Source organism: Streptosporangium sp. NPDC087985 (genome assembly GCF_044741965.1).
Classification (GTDB): domain Bacteria; phylum Actinomycetota; class Actinomycetes; order Streptosporangiales; family Streptosporangiaceae; genus Streptosporangium.
The window spans coordinates 64,401-84,358 of sequence record NZ_JBIUTQ010000012.1 but is presented as its reverse complement, the minus strand read 5'-3'; the positions used below and the strand labels follow the sequence as shown (position 1 = coordinate 84,358).

At 69.4% G+C, this 19,958-nt stretch carries 20 protein-coding genes; 9 read left to right on the top strand and 11 right to left on the bottom strand.

Annotated elements, in window-relative coordinates:
• The first annotated feature begins 99 nt into the window (after positions 1–99).
• Both ACIN94_RS21565 and ACIN94_RS21560 read left to right on the top strand, forming a co-directional pair.
• Positions 100–246 (top strand): hypothetical protein, encoded by a 147-nt coding sequence (locus ACIN94_RS21565; protein ID WP_400708629.1) that lies wholly within the window; start codon positions 100–102, stop codon positions 244–246.
• A complete protein-coding gene (locus ACIN94_RS21560) occupies positions 243–878 on the top strand; it encodes a class I SAM-dependent methyltransferase (RefSeq protein ID WP_400708627.1) in 636 nt (211 codons plus the stop codon). Before ACIN94_RS21565 ends, ACIN94_RS21560 begins: the two co-directional genes overlap by 4 nt.
• Before the next feature lie 189 nt (positions 879–1,067).
• Here the strand turns inward: ACIN94_RS21560 and ACIN94_RS21555 are convergent, their stop codons facing one another.
• Together ACIN94_RS21555 and ACIN94_RS21550 are read right to left on the bottom strand one after the other, a co-directional pair.
• A complete protein-coding gene (locus ACIN94_RS21555) occupies positions 1,068–1,583 on the bottom strand; it encodes a hypothetical protein (RefSeq protein ID WP_400708625.1) in 516 nt (171 codons plus the stop codon).
• Between the two features lie 243 nt (positions 1,584–1,826).
• On the bottom strand, positions 1,827–3,467 hold the full coding sequence (locus ACIN94_RS21550; RefSeq protein WP_400708623.1) for a right-handed parallel beta-helix repeat-containing protein: 1,641 nt from the start codon (positions 3,465–3,467) through the stop codon (positions 1,827–1,829).
• A 332-nt stretch (positions 3,468–3,799) separates the two neighbouring features.
• Here ACIN94_RS21550 and ACIN94_RS21545 point away from each other — a divergent pair, with 332 nt between their 5' ends.
• Positions 3,800–4,288: a hypothetical protein gene (locus tag ACIN94_RS21545; RefSeq protein WP_400708621.1), complete on the top strand. Its 489-nt coding sequence runs from the start codon at positions 3,800–3,802 to the stop codon at positions 4,286–4,288.
• 29 nt (positions 4,289–4,317) lie between these two features.
• Here ACIN94_RS21545 and ACIN94_RS21540 read toward each other — a convergent pair whose 3' ends face one another.
• Positions 4,318–4,965, bottom strand: a complete 648-nt coding sequence (locus tag ACIN94_RS21540; RefSeq protein WP_400708619.1) for a LysE family translocator — start codon at positions 4,963–4,965, stop codon at positions 4,318–4,320.
• A 316-nt stretch (positions 4,966–5,281) separates the two neighbouring features.
• Here ACIN94_RS21540 and ACIN94_RS21535 point away from each other — a divergent pair, with 316 nt between their 5' ends.
• Together ACIN94_RS21535 and fumC are read left to right on the top strand one after the other, a co-directional pair.
• A complete protein-coding gene (locus ACIN94_RS21535; RefSeq protein ID WP_400708617.1) occupies positions 5,282–7,018 on the top strand; it encodes an NAD-dependent malic enzyme in 1,737 nt (578 codons plus the stop codon).
• Entirely contained in the window at positions 7,015–8,472 is a 1,458-nt protein-coding gene (gene fumC, locus ACIN94_RS21530) for a class II fumarate hydratase (protein ID WP_400708615.1), read from the top strand. Before ACIN94_RS21535 ends, fumC begins: the two co-directional genes overlap by 4 nt.
• A 53-nt stretch (positions 8,473–8,525) precedes the next feature.
• Here the strand turns inward: fumC and erm are convergent, their stop codons facing one another.
• The 3 genes from erm to ACIN94_RS21515 all read right to left on the bottom strand — a co-directional run bounded on the left by erm (position 8,526) and on the right by ACIN94_RS21515 (position 10,996).
• A complete protein-coding gene (gene erm, locus ACIN94_RS21525) occupies positions 8,526–9,377 on the bottom strand; it encodes an ErmE/ErmH/ErmO/ErmR family 23S rRNA (adenine(2058)-N(6))-methyltransferase (RefSeq protein WP_400708613.1) in 852 nt (283 codons plus the stop codon).
• A 235-nt stretch (positions 9,378–9,612) separates the two neighbouring features.
• Complete coding sequence (locus tag ACIN94_RS21520) at positions 9,613–10,410, bottom strand: GNAT family N-acetyltransferase (protein ID WP_400708611.1); 798 nt, start codon at positions 10,408–10,410, stop codon at positions 9,613–9,615.
• A 52-nt stretch (positions 10,411–10,462) separates the two neighbouring features.
• The gene (locus ACIN94_RS21515) at positions 10,463–10,996 is read right to left on the bottom strand and encodes an MOSC domain-containing protein (protein ID WP_400708609.1); all 534 of its coding nucleotides are present in this window, start codon (positions 10,994–10,996) and stop codon (positions 10,463–10,465) included.
• Between the two features lie 110 nt (positions 10,997–11,106).
• On the opposite strand from ACIN94_RS21515, the gene ACIN94_RS21510 reads away from it, so the two are divergent.
• A complete protein-coding gene (locus tag ACIN94_RS21510) occupies positions 11,107–12,081 on the top strand; it encodes a tyrosine-type recombinase/integrase (protein WP_400708607.1) in 975 nt (324 codons plus the stop codon).
• A 245-nt stretch (positions 12,082–12,326) separates the two neighbouring features.
• Here ACIN94_RS21510 and ACIN94_RS21505 read toward each other — a convergent pair whose 3' ends face one another.
• The gene (locus tag ACIN94_RS21505; RefSeq protein ID WP_400708605.1) at positions 12,327–13,007 is read right to left on the bottom strand and encodes a response regulator transcription factor; all 681 of its coding nucleotides are present in this window, start codon (positions 13,005–13,007) and stop codon (positions 12,327–12,329) included.
• Positions 13,004–14,206: a sensor histidine kinase gene (locus tag ACIN94_RS21500; RefSeq protein ID WP_400708603.1), complete on the bottom strand. Its 1,203-nt coding sequence runs from the start codon at positions 14,204–14,206 to the stop codon at positions 13,004–13,006. The genes ACIN94_RS21505 and ACIN94_RS21500 overlap by 4 nt, the downstream gene beginning before the upstream one ends.
• An 87-nt stretch (positions 14,207–14,293) precedes the next feature.
• Here ACIN94_RS21500 and ACIN94_RS21495 point away from each other — a divergent pair, with 87 nt between their 5' ends.
• Genes ACIN94_RS21495 through ACIN94_RS21485 form a run of 3 tightly spaced genes read left to right on the top strand, consistent with a single transcriptional unit; the run spans position 14,294 to position 17,525 of the window.
• Complete coding sequence (locus tag ACIN94_RS21495; protein ID WP_400708601.1) at positions 14,294–15,211, top strand: ATP-binding cassette domain-containing protein; 918 nt, start codon at positions 14,294–14,296, stop codon at positions 15,209–15,211.
• Positions 15,208–16,764 (top strand): hypothetical protein, encoded by a 1,557-nt coding sequence (locus tag ACIN94_RS21490; RefSeq protein WP_400708599.1) that lies wholly within the window; start codon positions 15,208–15,210, stop codon positions 16,762–16,764. Before ACIN94_RS21495 ends, ACIN94_RS21490 begins: the two co-directional genes overlap by 4 nt.
• Complete coding sequence (locus tag ACIN94_RS21485; RefSeq protein WP_400708597.1) at positions 16,761–17,525, top strand: ABC transporter permease; 765 nt, start codon at positions 16,761–16,763, stop codon at positions 17,523–17,525. The genes ACIN94_RS21490 and ACIN94_RS21485 overlap by 4 nt, the downstream gene beginning before the upstream one ends.
• A 20-nt stretch (positions 17,526–17,545) precedes the next feature.
• Here the strand turns inward: ACIN94_RS21485 and ACIN94_RS21480 are convergent, their stop codons facing one another.
• Genes ACIN94_RS21480 through ACIN94_RS21470 form a run of 3 tightly spaced genes read right to left on the bottom strand, consistent with a single transcriptional unit; the run spans position 17,546 to position 19,940 of the window.
• Positions 17,546–18,073 (bottom strand): hypothetical protein, encoded by a 528-nt coding sequence (locus tag ACIN94_RS21480; RefSeq protein ID WP_400708595.1) that lies wholly within the window; start codon positions 18,071–18,073, stop codon positions 17,546–17,548.
• An 8-nt stretch (positions 18,074–18,081) separates the two neighbouring features.
• Entirely contained in the window at positions 18,082–18,723 is a 642-nt protein-coding gene (locus tag ACIN94_RS21475) for a response regulator (protein ID WP_400708593.1), read from the bottom strand.
• Positions 18,714–19,940 (bottom strand): histidine kinase, encoded by a 1,227-nt coding sequence (locus tag ACIN94_RS21470; protein WP_400708591.1) that lies wholly within the window; start codon positions 19,938–19,940, stop codon positions 18,714–18,716. The genes ACIN94_RS21475 and ACIN94_RS21470 overlap by 10 nt, the downstream gene beginning before the upstream one ends.
• Between the last annotated feature and the right edge of the window lie 18 nt (positions 19,941–19,958).

The following is a 19,958-nucleotide window of genomic DNA, read 5'->3' as shown; positions in this document are numbered from 1 at the left end:
CGGTCCGACAGCGTCAAGAGTGCGGTCAATGGCTTCATCCACCCCTCCATTTTGCTATTTGGCAACGAGGTTTGCACATCCGCCTTCTCTATCAGCACCATGAAGAACGAACCGAGGAACGCACCCGCAAAGGGGGTGCACGATCTGTCGGCGCAGGTGAGCCCGGCGGAGCTGTTGGCACGTGGCCGCGACGAGGTCACCGGCTACGGCGCAGAGATCATCGCGAACGAGGAGGACGACCTATGACGCACGGATTCGACAAGGGCTTCTGGGAGCGGCACTGGCAACAGGGGCGAGCGGAGGGCCCCGGATCCATGGGCGGCAACCCGCCGAACCCGTACCTCGCTCGTGAGACCAGCGGCCTGACACCGGGCACGGCACTGGATGCGGGGTGCGGCGGCGGTGCCGAGGCGATCTGGCTTGCCTCCCACGGCTGGCACGTCACCGCAGCCGACATCTCGTCCGAGGCCCTTGCTCGCGCTGCCGAGCGTGCGGCGACGAGCGGGGCCCCCGGGCGCTTGCGGTGGGTTGAGGCGGATCTGAGCGTCTGGAGCCCGGGCGAGCAGTTCGACCTGGTCATGACCCACTACGCCCACCCGGCGATGCCCCAGCTGGAGTTCTACGACCGCATCGCCGGATGGGTGGCTCCCGGCGGCACGCTGCTCATCGTGGGGCACCTGCACACCCCGGGCTCCACCGGCCACGGGCACCACCCTCCTGCCGAAGCGTCGGCCACCTCCGCGGCCATCACCGCGCGCATGGACGGCATGGAGTGGGAGATCGTCACCGCTGAAGAGCACCTCCGCACGCTCACCGGCCACGGGGGCCGAGCGGTCCCCCTCCACGATGCCGTCGTGCGCGCCACCCGACGCCGGTAATCACACCATCCGACAGCGCCAAGGCCCGCTGCTCCGGGGTAAACAGGCAGGTGCCCGGGTCGGCGTACCGGGACGGCACAGACGACGTCGGAGCGTGCACGGAAACCTTTCGGCCGCCGACCCGGTCGAGCTCCTTCAAAATCCGGACCGCTTCCATCAGGTCGGCGGCGCCGGGACCGCCGGTAGTGCTCAGGTCTGCCGCGGCCGGCGCCACCGCTGATCGGCCAGGGCCCAAGCCCGCTCCCACTCGGCGTCACGGTGCCGGTTCAGCAGTCCCCGCGCGCCGGCGACACACAGCAACAGGACCGTCGCGACCCCGCCCGTGACCGTGATCGCCGCGACCGCGGTGTCGGTGACCGTCTTGACATGGGTCTGCGGAGGCGCCGTGGGCTTTCCGGCACCGTCGACCCAGATCCGGGTCTGGGAACCAGCCGGCGTGCTCGGCGAGAGCACCACCTTCCCCGTGCGTGAACCGCCCTGCGCGGTGGTCCACCGTACCGTCCGCGGCCACCACCCCGCGCCGTGCGCCGGGTCCACCACCACGGCCACGACCGGCTGCCGGTGCCCAAGCCCGGAGAGCTCGGCACGCAGACCGGTGACGTAGACCTGCCGGCTGAGCGCGGCCACCGGCCACAGGCAGGCGACGAAGAGCACCAGACTCGCCAGAACGATCACCGTGTCGAGCCGGTCCGAACGCCTGCGCAACGGATTACCGTCAAACCGGTGAAGATACAGGCAGCGTATCGCCCAGCGGATAAAGGAACGCATCGGGCCACCTCCTGCCGCCGATGTACACACTTTTCACGGTCCGTGCCGCACACCCCGCGCGACCAGGGTCTTTGGACGTGGCACGCAGGGACCTTCGACCTCACCGCCCACCGGCCCGCGTCTTCCGTTTCCTTCCCCGAGGCGCCCTGGTGACACCGCCCGCTCAAAGACACCCCCGGTTCAGGGGCCGGAGGCCAGGCCGTGGTTGCGGTCCCAGTGCCCCCCGCAGGGGGCGGTGTCGAAACAGACGGCCGCGACGGCGTTGCCCGTCACATCATTGTCCTCCACCCGGCCCGACTCGCAGCTGCCGCCCTCTGTGATCCACAGACCATGAGTCTGCGTCTTGGGGTCCTGGTTGTCCCAGATGCGGTTGCCGCGGATCGTGACGCCGAGGGTCAGCGCGTTCAGGCCGATACCCGCCCGGACGGCGGGAGGGCCGGGCAGACTGTAGGCGGAGCCCGCCTCGGGCGGTTCACCGATCCAGGCCGTCGTCACGCCAGGCCGGAAGGGAGCCAGGAGAAGTTCGGTGGCGGAGTTGGTTATGACGAGCGCCGTGCGGACACCCACGGTGAGGATCTTGCCGCGGTGTCCGTCAGCAGGCCAGGCCGCCGCGGCGTCGGTCAGGGACGTGGCGGTGTAGGTAACGGTGTCGCCGTGGCCGGAGGCCGCCGGCGCCGCCCGGACGCCGTTGTTACGGACCCGGTTGTCGAGCAGCACCGCGTCGATGAGGGCGCCGTCGACCCGGATGCCGTCGAGGGCGTTGCCCCAGATGTCGTTGCCGTCCAAGACCATCTCGACAGAGGCGTGCGCGGGACCGCCGGGCAGGTTGTGCTGCCGGTAGCCGTAGCGGCCGTTACGGCTGACCCGGTTACCCTGAATGGTGTACCGGCCCGGAGTGTTACCGATGCTGATGCCGTCGCGGACGTTGCCGTCGATGAGACAGCCGGTGACGACACCGCCCCTACCGGCGACCGACGTCGTTCCCAGGCCCGAGACGTCGAACCCGGCCACCTGGTTGCCGATCATGGTGCAGGCGGCGACGACCAGCCCGTCAGCGCCCCAGTCGGAGATGCCGTACCTGTTGTTCTCGGTGTGGCAGTTGGTGATGCGGATACCACGGGGCGAGACCCACCCGCGGTCCTGCAGCTCCAGGAAGATGCCGTTGGTGCCGTTGCCGACGGCGGTGCAGCCGGTGATGGTCAGACGCTCGACCCCGCCCCAGCCGCCGATCCCGATACCCAGACCGGCGCCGCCCATCTGCTCGCCACTGTCGAGCCGCCCGCAGCCGAAGGCGATGACGCTCTCCACCACCGAATCCTGCAGGAAGTCGCAGCCAAAGCCCGAGGCCGCGGTGTGATGGATGTACAGGCCACGGAAACGGCCCCGGAGCACATACTGCAGGCCCAACCCCTTGGCGAGCACGTCGTACTGCTCCAGCACGACCCCCGAGCCATCGATCTCGAAGTTGGCGAAGGTACAGTCGGCGAGATGGTTGCCGGGGCCGGCGCCATGCTGCAGGGCGGTGAAGAAGGCCAGCGGGGTCGGATCGGTGAGGTTGCCGGAGTTGGACAGGACGAACCGGGTCGCCCCCGGCCCGGCGCCCACGAGGGACACCCCGCTCCTCCACACCGTGCCCACGTCCCGGATCGAGTACACCCCGGCCGGACAGTAGACGACCCGCGCCCGGCCATCGGCGGCACAGGCAGCCCCGAGCCGGTCAACCAGCTCCGCCAGCGCCGGCTGGTCATTGGTGACCCCATCACCGGTGAGCCCATGGTCAAGAGCATTGTAAAACGGAAAATCACCCTCGGCCCTGGCCACCGGCCCCTCCCCCCCGGCCCCGTGACCGTGCGGACCCGCCGAGTCCTGCGGACACAGACATCCCGATCTCCTCCCGGCGAAAACGGGGTCTGCCAGTGGCACCGAAGCGACAGCCGGCACCCCCCCGCCGTCACCCAGAGCCGACGTTCAGCCGACCGACGCCGACCAGTCATCCGTTCAATTCCCGTCTTCCTACCGAATAAGCACAGGTGGGCGCAGTCAACAGACCATGACGGGCCCGGCCACGTTCAAGAAACGATCAGCAGGCGGATGACCTCTGGAAACGGAGGGAAGGAGCGTGGTTGCGGCCCCATCGACCACTGTGAGGACTCATGCGGATCCTGGCCCGCCCCCATCAGCTTCCCGCCCGGCTCGCCACCGGCGCCTTCATCCTGAACTCGGGGCTGACCATGGCGGCCTCCGCCAGGCAGAGCGCGGCCGGCATCCATGGGATGGCCTCGACGGCCTACCCGTTCCTGAAGGACCTGGATCCGGAGAAGTTCACCCGATGGGTCGCCACAGGACAGATCGCCGTCGGCGCGGCCCTGTTGATCCCTCTGGTGCCCTCACTACTGGCGGGCGCCGCGCTCACCGCTTTCGCCGGGGGCCTGATCGGCATCTACCTGCGGACGCCTGGCCTGCGAAAGCAGGGCAGCCTACGTCCCACCGAAGAAGGCATCGGCATCGCCAAAGACGTCTGGCTCCTGGGAATCGGCACCGGACTGGTCGCCGAGGAACTCTCCCGCGACCCAGCAGGACCAGGCCTCCGGCCCGGCTCCCTTAGCCGGACAGGCTCCGTCGGCGTCCACGGCCACCGCTAAGCCCAGCAGGCCGGACCCCCACACCACGGTCACGCCGTGATCACAGCACGGGAACGGTCGGTGGCGATGCGCAGCGCGAACCCGGCCAGCGCCGCGCCCATCAGATAGCGCTGCACACGCGTCCAGAGCGGCCGCCGGCCCAGGAACGCCGCGATCGACCCCGCCGACAGCACGATCATTCCGTTGATCGACAGGGCGATGACGATCTGGGTCAGCCCGAGAACGAGACCCTGCGCGGCAACGCCCCCGCGTTCCGGATCAACGAACTGCGGAAGCAACGACACGTACAAGATGGCGATCTTGGGGTTGAGGAGGCTGGTGACCAGCCCCATGGAGAAAAGTCGGCGGGGCGGGTCCACCGGCAGCACACCGGGCGCGAAAGCCGACCGCGCACCCGGCCGGACCGTCTTCCACGCCAGCCACAGCAGATAGGCCGCGCCGGCGAACTTGATCGCGGTGTAGACGGCGGGCACCACGGCGAAGACCGTCGCGATGCCCGCCGCCGTCGCCACCAGATACACCAGGAAACCCGTGACGACCCCCGCCAGCGAGACCAGCCCGGCCCCGCGCCCCTGGGTCACCGACCGGGAGATCAGATAGATCATGTTGGGGCCCGGGGTGAGGACCATCCCCAAAGCGATTACCGCGATGCTGACCACCGCACTGACAGAGACCATACAGAGAAGCCTCCTGCCCCCACGCCGAGAACAAAACAGCCAATTCCACGGAGTGGCCTCTACTCCACCGCCTGCGACATCACCGACGCCGCCAACCAGACAGCCGCCGAGGGAGAGCCCTTCTCGGAGGTGTAGCCGATTGTCGGTCGAGGGCGGCCAGGCAGCCCGTTCATTCCTTTGTGAGGATTAGGGACAGTCGGGAGCCGCGGCTGGGTGTCCACACCCCTGGCCGGGGAAGCGTCCGCAGGAGGGGTATTTCGCCGTTGAACGGGCGCTGGGTTCCCCTGGCGCCGTGCTCGGTAGGGGGATGACGACGATGTCACCTGGGAAGAGGAAGCCGGATCTGGTGAGCTTCATGTTCGCCGAGCAGCCGGACGGGAGTTATGTGACGTCCCTGAGGGGCCAGGCGGTGCTGACAGAGCCACTGCTGAACAAGGGTACGGCGTTCTCCTCGCAGGAGCGGGCCGAGCTGGGACTGGAAGGTCTGCTTCCGCCGGTGGTGGAGACACTGGATGAACAGGTGAGGCGGATGTACGTGCAGTACCGGGCGCAGCCGACCGACCTGCTCAAGAACGTCTACCTGGAGGCGCTGCGGGATCACAATGAGGTGCTGTACTACCGGCTTCTGAGTGATCATCTGCGCGAGATGCTGCCCATCGTGTACGACCCGACCGTCGCGGAGGCGATCAAGCTCTACAGCCATGAGTACCGCCGCCCCAGGGGCGTGTACCTGTCCATCGACAACATCGGCGGGATCGAGCGGGCGTTCAAGAACGTCGGGCTGGGCCCGGACGACGTCGATTTGATCGTGGCCTCCGACGCCGAGGAGATCCTGGGCATTGGCGATTGGGGGGTGGGCGGTGGCGCCGGCATCGCGGCCGGCAAGCTGGCCGTTTACACGGCGGCCGCGGGCATCGCCCCCGGCCGGGTCATTCCGGTCGCCCTGGACGTGGGCACCGACAACGAGGCCCTGTTGAACGACCCAGCCTATGTCGGCAACCGGCACGCGCGGGTGCGGGGGCAGCGCTACGACGACTTCATCGACGCCTACGTCACCACGGCCAAGCGGATGTTCCCCGGCGCCCTACTGCACTGGGAGGACTTCGGGCCGTCCAACGCCCGGCGGATCCTGGAGAAGTACACCGGCCAGATCTGCACCTTCAACGACGACATGCAGGGCACCGGCGCGATCGTACTGGCCGCCATGCTCAGCGCCGTCAAGGTGTCCGGGACCCCGATGCGCGAGCAGCGGATCGTCATCTTCGGCGCGGGCACCGCCGGCATCGGCATCGCCGACCAGCTACGCGACGCGATGGTCCGCGACGGACTGGACCACGACACCGCGACACGAAGGATCTGGCCGATCGACAAGCAGGGCCTGCTCATCGATGACATGACGGACCTGCGTGACTTCCAGCAGCCCTACGCCCGCCTGCGGGACGAGATCGCCGACTGGCCCCGGGACAAACACGGCATCTCGCTGGCCGAGGTCGTCGAGCGTGTCAAGCCGACCATGCTGCTGGGCACCTCCACCGCCCACGGCGCGTTCACCGAGAAGATCGTGCGCACGATGGCGGCGGGCGTGGACCGTCCGATCATCTTCCCGATCTCCAACCCGACCGAGCGGATCGAGGCCATGCCCGCCGACCTGATCCACTGGACCGACGGCCGGGCCTTGATCGCCACCGGTATCCCGGTCGAGCCGATCACGTACAACGGCGTCACCTACACCATCGCCCAGGCCAACAACGCCCTGCTCTACCCCGGCCTCGGGCTGGGCGTGGTGGTCGCGCGGGCCCGCCGGGTCAGCCCCGGCATGTTCCAGGCCGCGGCCGACGCCGTCGGCGGCATGGTCGACGTCTCGGCGCCGGGTGCGTCCCTGCTGCCCCAGGTGGACAACCTGCGAGAGGTCTCCGCCACGGTCGCCGTCGCCGTCGCCAACCAGGCCGCCGAGGAGCACCTGGCCCGCACCACCCTGCGCAACACCGTCCAGCAGGTGCAAGAAGCCATGTGGCAGCCCACCTACCGCCCAATCCACGGGAACGGACAATGAGCGCACCCCACATCCGCGACCTGCCGATCGGGCTGCAGGCCACCGGCACGCGGACGGAGAGCGACTCGCTCGGCGAGGTGGAGGTGCCGGCCGAGCACTACTGGGGCGCCCAGACCCAGCGGTCGCTGATCCACTTCGACATCGGCGACGACCGCATGCCCAAGGCCGTTTACCACGCCTACGGCTACATCAAGAAGGCCGCCGCGATCATCAACGCCCGCGCCGGCCGGCTACCCCAATGGAAAGCCGATCTGATCAGCCGGGTCTCCGACGAGGTCATCCACGGCGAGCTGGACAGCGAGTTCCCGCTGTACGTCTGGCAGACCGGCTCGGGCACCCAGTCCAACATGAACGTCAACGAGGTGATCTCCAACCGGGCCATCCAGCTCCTCGGCGGACGACTGGGCAGCAAGGACCCCATCCACCCCAACGACCACGTCAACATGGGCCAGTCGTCCAACGACACCTTCATCACCGCCATGCACATCGCCGCCACCAAGGCCATCGACGACCACGTGCTGCCCGCCGCAGCCCGGCTGCGCGACAGCGCCGAGGCCAAGAGCCGGCAGTGGGAGCACATCGTCAAGATCGGGCGTACCCACCTCGAGGACGCCACCCCGCTGACCGTCGGTCAGGAGTGGTCCGGCTACGCCGCCCAACTCGGCGACGCCATCGACCACCTCCAGCGCACCCGTACCGGGCTGTACCGGCTGGCCATCGGCGGCACCGCGGTCGGCACCGGGCTGAACGCGCCGCCGGAGTTCGGCGACGAGGTGGCCAAGCAGATCGCCGAACTCACCGGACGCCCCTTCACCAGCGCGCCCAACAAGTTCGCGGCCCAGGCCTCCTGCGACCACCTCGTACGGGCTTCGGCGGCGCTACGCGTCCTGGCCGTGCCGCTGTTCAAGTTCGCCAACGACCTGCGCTGGCTCGGCTCCGGGCCGCGTACCGGCCTGCGCGAGCTGATCCTACCGGCCAACGAGCCCGGCTCCTCGATCATGCCAGGCAAGGTCAACCCCACCCAGGCCGAAGCCATGCTGATGGTCGCCGTCCAGGTGGCCGGCAACGACACCGCCGTCTCGATAGCCGGCGCCGAAGGCAACTTCGAGCTGAACGCCTTCCGCCCGATCATCATCAACAACGTCCTGCACTCGGCGCGGATCCTAGCCGACATGATGGACCACTTCCGCAAGTACCTCGTTGAAGGGGCCAAGCTCAACACCGAGACGCTGCACCACAACATCGACCACTCGATCATGATGGTGACCGCGCTCAGCCCCGTCGTCGGCTACGACCAGGCCGCCCGCATCGCCCACTACGCGCTCGACAAGGGCCTGGCGCTCAAGGACGCCGCACTCCAATGCGGCATAGCGGAGGACACCTACGACAAGATCGTCAATCCCGAACGCCTCACAAGGCCCGGAGTGCCCAGCCCGGACGGCGACACCCGCTGAGACCCCAGGTGCCCGCACCCGGTCGCCAGAGACCGGGCACGGGCACCCCCACGTCATCGACGCGACCACTCCCCAGAATGGAGACGGTCAAACAGGATCAACCACTGCTCGGGATGGACGAACGCCACCACCGTGCCAGATCCCACCCCCGCCGCCTCGAACGCCACATCCACCCCCCGGACCGGATACCGCCTCCTCAGCGAGGCGTGCAGCGAACCACCCCGCCCGGCGAAACCGTACTCGACGAACGCGCGGTAGCCAGCCCGCGACCCCACACCCAGCAGCGCCGCAGGGCGCCGCTCGATGCTCAGAATCGCCGAGTCGACCGCCGGAACCGGGCGGAAACTCCGCCTATCGACGCGCTCCAGCAGCTTCCAGGAATACTCCGGCCAGGTCAGCACGGTCAGTAGGCTCCAACGCCCGAAGTCACCGGTACGTTTACGCGCATACTCCAGCTGGGTGACCAGCGTCGCCGAGGTCAGCGCGGGCGCACGCAGACACCAGGACACGATCTTGGATGTGATCGCGTAAGGGATGTTCCCGACAACCGCGAACGGCTCGACCGGAACGCGAGCCCTGAGGAAATCCCCCCTCACCACCGTGATCCGGCCCGCACCGCGGGTACGGGAGGCGAGCCTGCCCGCCAGCAGCGGGTCGATCTCATAAGTGACGACCTCCTTACACGTCTCGGCCAGAGCACAGGTGAGAACACCCTCTCCCCCACCCGGCTCCAAAACCAGCTCGTGCGGCCCGGCGGCCTCGACCACCTGGCTCACGACATACGGATCGATCATGAAGTTCTGCGAGAAGACACGCCTGGCCCGGTCACGGTCACCACGACCGCCGCCGTTCCCGACCCGCTTCTGGGTATGCGAATAATTTCCATGCGCGAAGAACTGCGCCACAGCTGTCGCCCTTTCGGGTCCGAGATGAACAGGTCTCGGAGGCCCTGGGCACACGCATCAGGGACGCATGAAGAAGAAAAGAAAGAGCGTCCCTAGCGGGCCAGAGCCCGGCCACCGCGGGGACGCACCACAAGACCAATCATGGAAAAGCCGAAGCACATGCACATGCCGTAGACGTTAGAGACCGCCCTGATCTCCGGGCAACCCCTTTTCACCGTACGGCCGCCATCCCTGGTCAGACGGTCGGCGGCACCCACACATAGGGCATCGTCGTCACGACCGCCTCCAGACCCAGCCTGGCCAGAATCGGCAGGCTGTCATCGGAGGCGTCCACCTGCACCAGCCGGAACCCCCGCTCCACCGCCAGTCCCGCCCGATAGGCCACCATCGCCCGATAGACACCCAGCCCCCGCCACTCCTTCAGCGTCGAGCCACCCCACAGCGAGACGAAGTCCGTACCCTCGTGAAACCGCATCCACGCCGCACACACCACCCGCTCACCGGCCTCCGCCAGCACCACCGCACACGGATCCCCGGGCCCGGCGATATCCCGCTCCAGCAGATCGGGCAGCCAGCTACGGTCAGCCTCCCAGACCGTCTCCTCCATCTCCCGGATCCGCTCAAGGTCGGCCCGCCCAGCCACCTCCCGCAACCGCACCCCCTCCGGCAACACGGGAATCACGGCCAACCCCGCCGCCTCACCCACCATGACGGTCTCCCGCTGCTCGGCCTCGAACCCTGCAGCGACCAGCCGCTCAGGCAGGTCCACCGGCAGATCGTCGCCGTGATACTTCCACTCCACCGGCCGGCCGATCTCAGTGAAGAAGTCACGCTGACCCGCGATGAACGCATCCAGCTCCGCGCCGCCCAGACCGCCCAGATCCCGATAGAGCAGAAACCCCTGCCCGAGCCCGTCAGACACCACCCGCAGCACCGGCCCGACCCTCTCGGCCGTACGGCCAGGCATCGGCCTGCCCCGGAGCTGCTCGTCATAGGCGCGAAGATAGGCCGAAACCCGCGATGAGATGTCCATTGCGCCCACCCAATCACACCGCGCCGTCCCTGGCGACAAGGATCCGCCAAGGCTAGACCCGGTCCAGCGGCCGGTGCGGCGGCGGCGGCAGCTCCACCTCGATCGCATCGCCTGGCCGCACCTCACCACCGGCCGCTACCACCCCCATCACCCCGGCCCTGCGGACCATCTCACCGGCCTCGTTCCGGCTCACCACCTGCTTCAACAACCCCGGCCGGAAGGCGTCGATCTGCAGACACGGGTTACGCAGCCCCGTGATCTCGACGACCGCCTCATCCCCCAGCCGCAGCAGCGCCCCTACCGGCAGAGCGAGCAGGTCAACGCCCCGGGTGGTGACGTTCTCCCCCAGCTCGCCCGCGGCCACCCGGAACCCTGCCGCCTCCAGCTCGGCGTGGATCAGGTGGACCTGGCGCAGGTTGGGCTGGGCCGGGTCCCGGGCCACCCGGCTCCGGTGCTTGACCGTCACTCCGAGATGCGCGTCGCCTTCGACGCCGAGCCCCGCCAGCAGCCGGATGGCCGCCTCACGGGGCTTGCTGAAGGTGTGTGTACCGCTACGGCTCACCGCTGTCACTCGCCCGTCCGCCATGAGGTGATTCTGCCCCGCCCTCGTCTGGTTTTTGGATCTTCTGTGATGATTTTTGACGCGAGCCAGCGCCTTTACAATGTAGATTTATAAGAGAGGATAGGGTCAGCGGGGTGAGTCTGCCAGCCGTATCCGAGCCACCCCGCACCGCCGTCGAGCCCGCCCGGGACCCCTACCGGGTATATCTCGACTCCCTGTCCAGCGCGGAGTCCCGCCGCACCATGCGCGGCTGCCTGGACCGCCTGGCCGCCCTCGTCTCCGGTGACGAGGTCACCTCCGGGGCGGGCCAGCCCTGGCACCTCCTCCGCTACGAGCACACCGTACGCATCCGCGCCCTGATGACCGAGCGCGGCTGGTCCCCCGCCTACGTCAACAAGCATCTGGTCGCGCTGCGCAGGGTGCTGCGCGAGGCCTGGCGGCTCGGCCAGATGACCGCCGAGGAGTACCAGCGCGCCGCCGACCTGCCGACCGTGGAGCACACCCGCCTGCCCACCGGGCAGCATGTCCCACCGGAGGTCGTGGGCGCCGCGCTGGCCGCCTGCGACGGCGATGACTCCCCCGCCGGAGTCCGCGACGCCGCCCTGCTGGCGGTGCTCTACTCCACCGGCTGCCGCCGCGCCGAGATCGCCGGAATGGCCCTGGCCGACTACGACCCCGGGGCCCGCTCGCTGCGGGTGCGCGGCAAGCGCGACAAGGAGCGGATGGTCTATCTCACCGCCGAGGCCGTCAGCCGGTTGGAGCGCTGGCTGGCCGTACGGGGCCGTCCGGCGGGAGCGCTGTTCTCCCCCATCGGCAGATACGGGCGGCTACGGGTCAGGGACGGTGGCCCCGCCGCCATGACGGGGCAGGCGATCGCCGACATCCTGACCAGGCGGCTGGCCGAGGCGGGAGCCATGCCCCGCACCCCGCACGACTTCCGGCGCACCTTCATCGGTGAGCTGCTCGACGCCGGCGTGGACCTTGCCACGGCCCAGGCTCTCGTCGGCCACTCCTCCCCCGCCACCACGGCCCGCTACGACCGGCGTCCCGAGCGACGACGCCGCGAGGCCGTCGACAGGATCACCCTGCCCGCGCCCAGACCGCTCTGACCGGCGGACCATGTCTCTCCACACGGGCCTACTCCTGTCTCTGACCGTACGACATCGCCGAGATGGTCTGGTTCCTGGCCTCGCCCGGCGCGCGGCACATCGCGGAGCAGACCATCCACGTCAACGGCGGTGCCTTCACCACGCGATGAGTGCGCACATGACAGAGCCCCGGCGGCCGGGGGCTTTGTCATGATCTATTGTCGATTCCTCATCGCGGATTCTCCCGCGCCAGCCGGGTGATCAGATCACGGATCTCCGCGAAGATCGGGGGCCGTGATCCGGTATCCCACCCCGGGCGTGGTGGTGATGGCTGAGGGCTCGCCGAGTTTGCGGCGGAGGCGGCCGACGGTGACCGTGACGGTGTTGGTCAGGGGGTTCGCGTGCTCGTCCCATACCTGTTCGAGCAGGTCCTCGGCGCTGAGGAAGGCGGGGACGGCGCGGAGGAGGGCTTCGAGGAGGGCAAACTCCTTGACCGACAGGTCCAGGTGACGGCCGTCGCGGGTGGCTGTGCGGCGCAGCGGGTCGAGCTCGACGCCGGCCGCGCGCAGCGTACGGGGTCGGGCGGAGGGCTGGCGGCGGGCCAGGGAGCGGATGCGCAGCACCAGCTCCGGGAAGTGGAAGGGCTTGGCCAGGTAGTCGTCGGCCCCCAGGGTCAGGCCTGCGACCCGGTCGACGGGCGAGTCGGCGGCGGTCAGCATCAGGACCATGACGCGGTCATCGCAGTCAGTGATCATCTGGCAGAGCGTGTCGCCGTGGATGCCCGGTAGGTCGCGGTCGAGAACGACCACGTCGTAGGCGTTGAGGTCGAGTTTGGCGGCGGCTTCCAGGCCGTCGTACGCCACGTCCGTGGCCATGCCCTGATCGCTCAGACCTTCGACGAGTACGTCGGCGAGGGAGCGGGCGTCCTCGACCACGAGCACTCTCATGCCGGAACCTTCGCCGGCATGGCCGCCAAGGGCAGCGAGACGGCGACTCGGAGGCCGCCTTCTGGCCGTGCCCGCAGGTCGAGGGCGCCGCCGTGCGCGGCGGCGATGGCCGCGACGATCGACAGGCCGAGCCCGGAGCCGTTGTCGGAGCGGGTGCGGTCGGCGCCGAGTCGCTGGAAGGGCTGGGCCAGCCGATCGACCTGCTCCTGGTCGAAAATGCGCCCGCCGGTCTCGACGACGAGCCGAGCCGTCGTGCCGTCGGTGGTGGCGGCGAGGCGGATCCAACCGCCTTGGTGGTTATGGGTGATGGCGTTGTCGATGACGTTGTCGATCATACGGGTGAGGAGTGTCCTGTTTCCCTGCGTCCACGCGCTGTCGTCGGCGGTGCCCAAGGAGTGGATGGAGCCGGAGTGAATGGTGAGGCTCTTGGCGGCGATGTCGGTGGTCCGGGCGTTCAGGGCGGCGGTCGCAAGACGGCTGAGCGACAGTGTCGTACGGTCGGCCAGGGCGCCGTGCTGGGTGCGGGTGAGCATGAGGAAGCCCTCGAGTAGCCGGTCGACCTGGTCGAGCTCGGTGCGGAGCCGGTCGGCCAGCGCGGCGGTCTGCGCCGGTACGGGCTCCGGCTTGGCCAAGGCCACGTCCAGGGACGCGCGCATGGTGGCCAGCGGAGTGCGGAGCTCATGGGAGGCGTTGGCCACGAACCGGCGCTGCGCGGCGAACGAGCCCTCCAGCCGTTCCAGCAGTTCATCGATGGTATCGGCAAGATCCTTGACCTCGTCGGCCGGGCCCTGCACGGCCAGCCGCTCGTGCAGGTTGTCGGCGGAGATCCGCCGGGCGGCCGTAGTGATCATCCGCAGCGGGCGCAGCACCCGGCCCGCGATGACCCGGCCCAGTACGACCGACACCACGCCCATGACCGCGAGTGCCACCGCCGAGCCGATCAGGAGCTGGCGCGACTGGGCCGCGTGCGTGTCCGACAGCTGGGCCTGGAGCCATGCGATGCGATCAAAGGCGGCGGTGAGCGTGGTCGGCTCGACCGGCGGAGTCCCGGGGGTCGCGGGTTGGGCGACCCGCGTCCCTCCGAGACCCACGAGGTTGGTGATGGCCAGCAGTCCGACGCCGGACAGCAGGAACATGACACCGTACAGAACGGTGAAGCGCAGTCGTACAGTACGCGCCCGGCGTCGCCACTTTCTCATGGGTTCCAGGATGCCGTGCCGGACCTAACAGCGATATGACAGCCTCCGTTCGGCCCGTGTTAGGGCCTTTTCCGTACAACCGAACGCATGCAAGCAATCATCGAAGTGTCCGGGCTGCGCAAGCGGTTCGGCCAGACCCTGGCGCTGGACGGCATGTCCTTCACCGTCCAGCCGGGGCAGGTCACCGGGTTCGTCGGGCCCAACGGTGCGGGCAAGTCCACCACCATGCGGGTGATCCTCGGCCTGGACGCGGCCAACGAGGGCCACGCGCTGGTCGGCGGGCGGCCGTACACCAGCCTGCGCAACCCCCTGCGCCACATCGGCGCGCTGCTGGACGCCGCCGCGCTGCAGCCCAGCCGCAGCGCGCGCAACCATCTACTGTGGCTGGCCCACTCCCAAGGTCTGAGTGGCAGGCGGGTGGATGAGGTGCTCGAGCAGGTCGGGCTGACCTCGGCCGCCCGGCGCAAGGCGGGTGGCTTCTCGCTGGGCATGCGCCAGCGGCTCGGGATCGCCGCGGCGCTGCTCGGCGACCCGCCGGTGCTCATGCTGGACGAACCGGTCAACGGCCTCGACCCCGAAGGCATCGTGTGGATCCGCGGCTTCCTGCGCTCGCGGGCCGCCGAAGGACGCACCGTGCTGGTCTCCAGTCACCTCATGAGCGAGTTGCAAGATGCCGCCGACCATCTCGTGGTGGTCGGCCGCGGCCGGGTCATCACCGACACCAGCGTGGCCGACCTGATCGCCGCCACCTCCAACGGCCGCGTCACGCTGCGCACGACGGCACACGAGCACGCGATGTCGGCGCTGGCTCACGCGGGCGCTACCGTGACCGTCACCGAACGCGACACGCTCATCGTCTCCGGGCTGCCGGCCGAGCACATCGTGGCACTGCTCACCGCCAACGCGGTGCCGTTCTCTGAGGTCGCCGCCCACCGCGCGACGCTGGAGGAGGCGTACCTGGGGCTCACCAGGGACGCGGTCGAATTCCGGGGGACGGCGCGATGACCACCACCGTGAACCGCTCTGGATCCGGTGGCCCGGCCCGGCTGCTGCGTGCCGAGTGGGCCAAGTTCAGGACTGTCCGTGGCTGGGTGATCGCCATGATCGCGGGAGCGCTGGTCATCGTACTGCTCGGCCTGTCGTCCGCCTCAGGCAGCCATACCTCGTGCACCAGCGGTCCCACCGAGACCGCCTGTCCAGCGGTTCCCGTGGGGCCGGGCGGCGAAGCAGTGGAAGACAAGTTCTACTTCGTGCATCGGACGCTGGCCGGGAACGGCAGCATCACCGCCCGGGTGACCTCCATGACCGGCCAGATCCGCAAGCCCGACGTCACCCCGGGGGTTCGGAACCTCGTTCCCGGAGTCGTGCCGTGGGCGAAGGCCGGAGTCATGGTCAAGCACAGCACCAAGCAGGGTTCGGCCTATGCGGCGGTGATGGTCACCGGCGCGCACGGGGTGCGAATGCAGCACAACTTCACCCAGGATGTGGCCGGCCGTCCGGGCGGCGTGTCGGAGGACTCCCCGCGCTGGCTGCGACTGACCCGCTCCGGCGACGCCCTCACCGGGTATGAGTCCCCCGACGGCACCAACTGGGCCGAGGTCGGCACCGCTCGCCTGCCGGGGCTGCCGGCCACGGTCGAGATCGGGCTGTTCGCCACCTCCCCCGGCGATCTGACGGTGACGCAGGGAGATCTCGGCGGGTCCATCTCGGCAGCGCGTTTCACCGAGGTCACAGCCGTCTTCGACCGGGTCGGCCTGGAGGGCGAGATGCCCGGCGGCGCGTGGCGCAACGACGACATAGGCGTCACGAAAGCGCCCGACGGGTCGTCCCACCACCCGGGCCGCGCCAGCGTATCCGACGGCACGTTCAGCGTCACCGGAGTCGGCGACATCGCCCCGTCCATGGAGGGCCAGACCGTCGAGCGCACCCTCACGGGCGTATTGACCGGGCTGATCGTGGTGATCGTGGTGGCGGTGATGTTCATCACCGCCGAATACCGGCGCGGGCTCATCCGTACCACCCTGATCGCCATCCCGCACCGCGGCCGGATGCTGGTGGCCAAAGCCCTCACGATCGGCACGGTCACCTTCGTCGCCGGACTCGCCGCCACCTCGATCACGCTCACGTTCGGTACCCAGATCTTGCGCGCCAACGGCAACTTCATCCTTCCGGTGTCCTGGCTCACCGAGGTGCGGGTCGTCGTCGGCACGGCGGCACTGCTCGCCGTCGCCGCCGTGCTCGCCCTCGCCCTCGGCGCCCTGTTCCGGCGCAGCGTCGGGGCGGTCGTCACCGCCATCGTGCTGATCGTGGTCCCGTACGTCCTCGCGACCACCTCCGTCCTGCCCGACACCGCGGCGCGGTGGCTGCTGCGCGTCACCCCGGCCGCCGGCTTCGCGATCCAGCAGAGCATCCCGGAGTACGCCCACGTGCTTGGTCACTACGCGCCCATCTCCGGCTTCTACCCGCTGGCGCCGTGGGCCGGTTTCGCCGTGCTGGCCGGCTACGCCGCGCTCGCCCTCGGCCTGGCCGTCGTCCAGCTACGCCGGAGGGACGCATGAGACAGCACGTGCACGCGGAATGGACGAAACTCCGCACGTTGGCAGGGACCGGCTGGCTCCTGCTCGCTCTCGTCACGCTGACCGTCACCGTGAGCGTCGCGGCAGCCGCCGTCGTGTCCTGTACCTCGGCCGGCTGCGGCTACGACCCCGCCAGGATCAGCCTCTTCGGGATCCAGGCGGGCCAAGCGGTCGTCGCCATTCTGGCCGTACTGGCGATCAGCGGTGAGTTCAGCACTGGCATGATCCGCACCACCTTGGCGGCGATGCCGGGACGGATCAGCGTTTTGGCCGCCAAGGCCGTCATCCTCACCGGGCTGACGCTGGCCGCGGGGAGCGTCGCCGTGCTCGCATCCGCGCTGGCCGGGCGGCGCATCCTGCTCGACAACGGCTTCGCCCCTGAACTGCCGGCCCTCACCAGCGGGCCGATGCTGCGCGCCGCCTTCGGCTCGGTCCTCTACCTCGCGCTGATCACCCTGTTCAGCCTGGGCATCGCCACCGCCGTACGGGACTCCGCGACCGCCATCAGCGTCGTCCTCGGTCTGCTCTACCTCTTCCCGGCCATCATCCTCGTGGTCCCTGACGCGGACGTCGCCAAGCTCCTGTGGCAGATCTCACCGATGAACGCCGGGCTCGCCATCCAAGCGACCACCCATCTGTCCAACCTGCCCCTCAGCCCATGGGCCGGCCTGGGCGTACTGGCCGCATGGGCCACCGCGGCACTCCTGGGCGGCGGACTGCTGCTCCGGGCACGCGACGTATAAGGACAAGCGGCTGGACCCGCCTATGACGGATCGCGTGACGTGGGGCCGCAGGTCACCTCCGCTGGGGTCGGCGGGCACGGCATGGTCCAGTCGAGTGTCGTCACCAGCACGCCGACGCCGGGTGGTGTGCTCACGGTGTAGACAGTGCGGCAGTCGGGATCCACCCGCCCCAGCTCTCCCGGGCAGGTCACTTCGACACGCAACGTCTTGCCCGACTCCCAGGTCTCGCTCATCGAGGGCGGCCCGCCGTGCCAGGTGGTCTCCCGCTTGACGGAGAGGCGTCCGGGGACGCCCGGAGCGACCCGCACGTCGACCCTGCCCCGCACGTCCACGATGATCTGGGGCGTGGTGACGGCGTACGTCACGGTCCTCGTCTCGGTCGCGCTCTGATCGAGGAGCGACGACTGGTAGGAGCCGGGGAAGGAGAAGTCGTAGCCGTGGGGAACGCGGATCTGCGTCCACGCCGCCAGCGCCATCGACAGCACCGCGGACACGGTCAGCGCCGCGCCGCCGACGATCCATACGGTCCGAGCCGCTCTCCGCATCATGTCGCCTCTCAAACCTTCAGGAATCGCAGTACGGCCAGCACCCGCCGGTGGTCCTTCTCTGCGCCGGAGAGCCCGAGCTTGGCGAAGATGTTGTTGATGTGCTTGCCGACCGCACTTTCGGAGACCACGAGGGCCTCGGCGATGCCGGCGTTGGACCGTCCCTCCGCGATCAGCGCGAGCACCTCGTACTCCCTGCGGGTCAGTAGGTCCAGCGGATCGCTGTGCCGGCGCAGCAGCAGCTGGGCGACCACCTCGGGGTCCAGGGCGGTGCCGCCCACGGCGACCCGCCGCAGCGAGTCCAGGAACTCGGCGACGTCGGCCACCCGGTCCTTGAGCAGGTATCCGATGCCGGTCGTCGCCGTGGACAGCAGCCGGGTCGCGTAGCGTTCCTCGACGTACTGCGAGAGCACGAGGATGGGCAGCTCCGGCCGCCGATGCCGCAGCAGCAGCGCCGCGCGCAGTCCCTCGTCGGTGTGTGACGGCGGCATCCGCACGTCCGTGACGACGAGATCGGGCTCGTGGTCGTCCACCGCCCGCAGCAGCCCTTCGGCGTCGGCCACCGCGGCGACGACCTCGATGCCAGCGGATCCGAGGACCCAGACGAGGCCCTCTCTGAGGAGGACGGAGTCCTCGGCGAGCACTACGCGCACGGCAGCTCCACCTCTATCGTCGTCGGACCGCCGCTCGGGCTGTCGATGCGCAGGGTCCCGTCGACCGACCCCGTCCGCTGCGCGAGGCCGCGCAGGCCCGATCCCCTGGCGGGATCGGCGCCCCCTTGGCCGTTGTCGCGTACGACGAGGCGGAGCACGTCACCGTCGCGGCGCACGGTGACGTCGACCCCGGAGGCCCGCGCGTGCTTGGCGACGTTGGTGAGCGCTTCAGAGACGACGAAGAACGCCACCGCCTCGATCACGGGAGAGGCGCGTTCCGGCACGTCGACGCTGAGCCGTACGGGGAAGGGGGCGCGCGCCGCGACACCGGACAGCGCCGCGTCCAGGCCCTGGTCGTTGAGTACGGCCGGGTGCAGCCCCCGAACGACGTCGCGCAGTTCCTTCAACGCCTGCTTGGCCTCCTCGTGCGACCGCGCGATCATCTGGCGGGCGGGCTCGGGCAGGTCGGTGAAGGTGGCACGGGCCATGCCGAGGTTCAGGGCGAGCGACACGAGCCGCTGCTGTGTGCCGTCGTGCAGATCGCGTTCGATCCGGCGGCGTTCCGCGTCGGCCGCCTCGACCACCTCCGCCCGGCTCTCCCGCAGCGTCTCCACCCGCCGGGCCAGCTCGTCTTTCACGCTGGGACCGAGCAGCACGCGCGCCGCGACCACGTCGAGCGCGGTAATCCCCCGAAGCAGCCAGGGCACCACCACGAACAGCGCGAGCGCGGCCGCCGCGGGCAGTGCGGTGGTCCAGCCGCCTCCGGCCACCTGCACCTGCACGGTGATGACGGCCGCGACCAGGCACGCCGACCACGACACGACCCCGCTGAGGAACCCCACTCCGCCGATCAGCGGTGCGACCGCCAGGTGATAGGCGACCTGCCGCCACAGGCTGCCTGATCGCGCCTGCAGGAGGAGCCGCCTGAGCGGGCTCCCGTCCCAGGGGAGACGCGGCGGCGGGGGGATGTCCAGGTCGAGGAAGGCGGCGAACCGGGAGCGCTGCAGCCAGGTGAGCAGCGGCACCATCCGGGTGAGGATCAGCAGCGCGACCAGGGGGACGACGACCGTCCACGCCAGCACTATCGACAGCGCGCCCAGCCCCAAGATCGCTCCCGTCGAGATGAACGCGATCGGGACGCCCGTCGTCACGTGGATGGTACGGAGCCAGGTCGGCGACGACCAGTGGCCGCGAATCCGGTCCCAGGGAGTGGTCATGCGCCCACCTTAGAGACG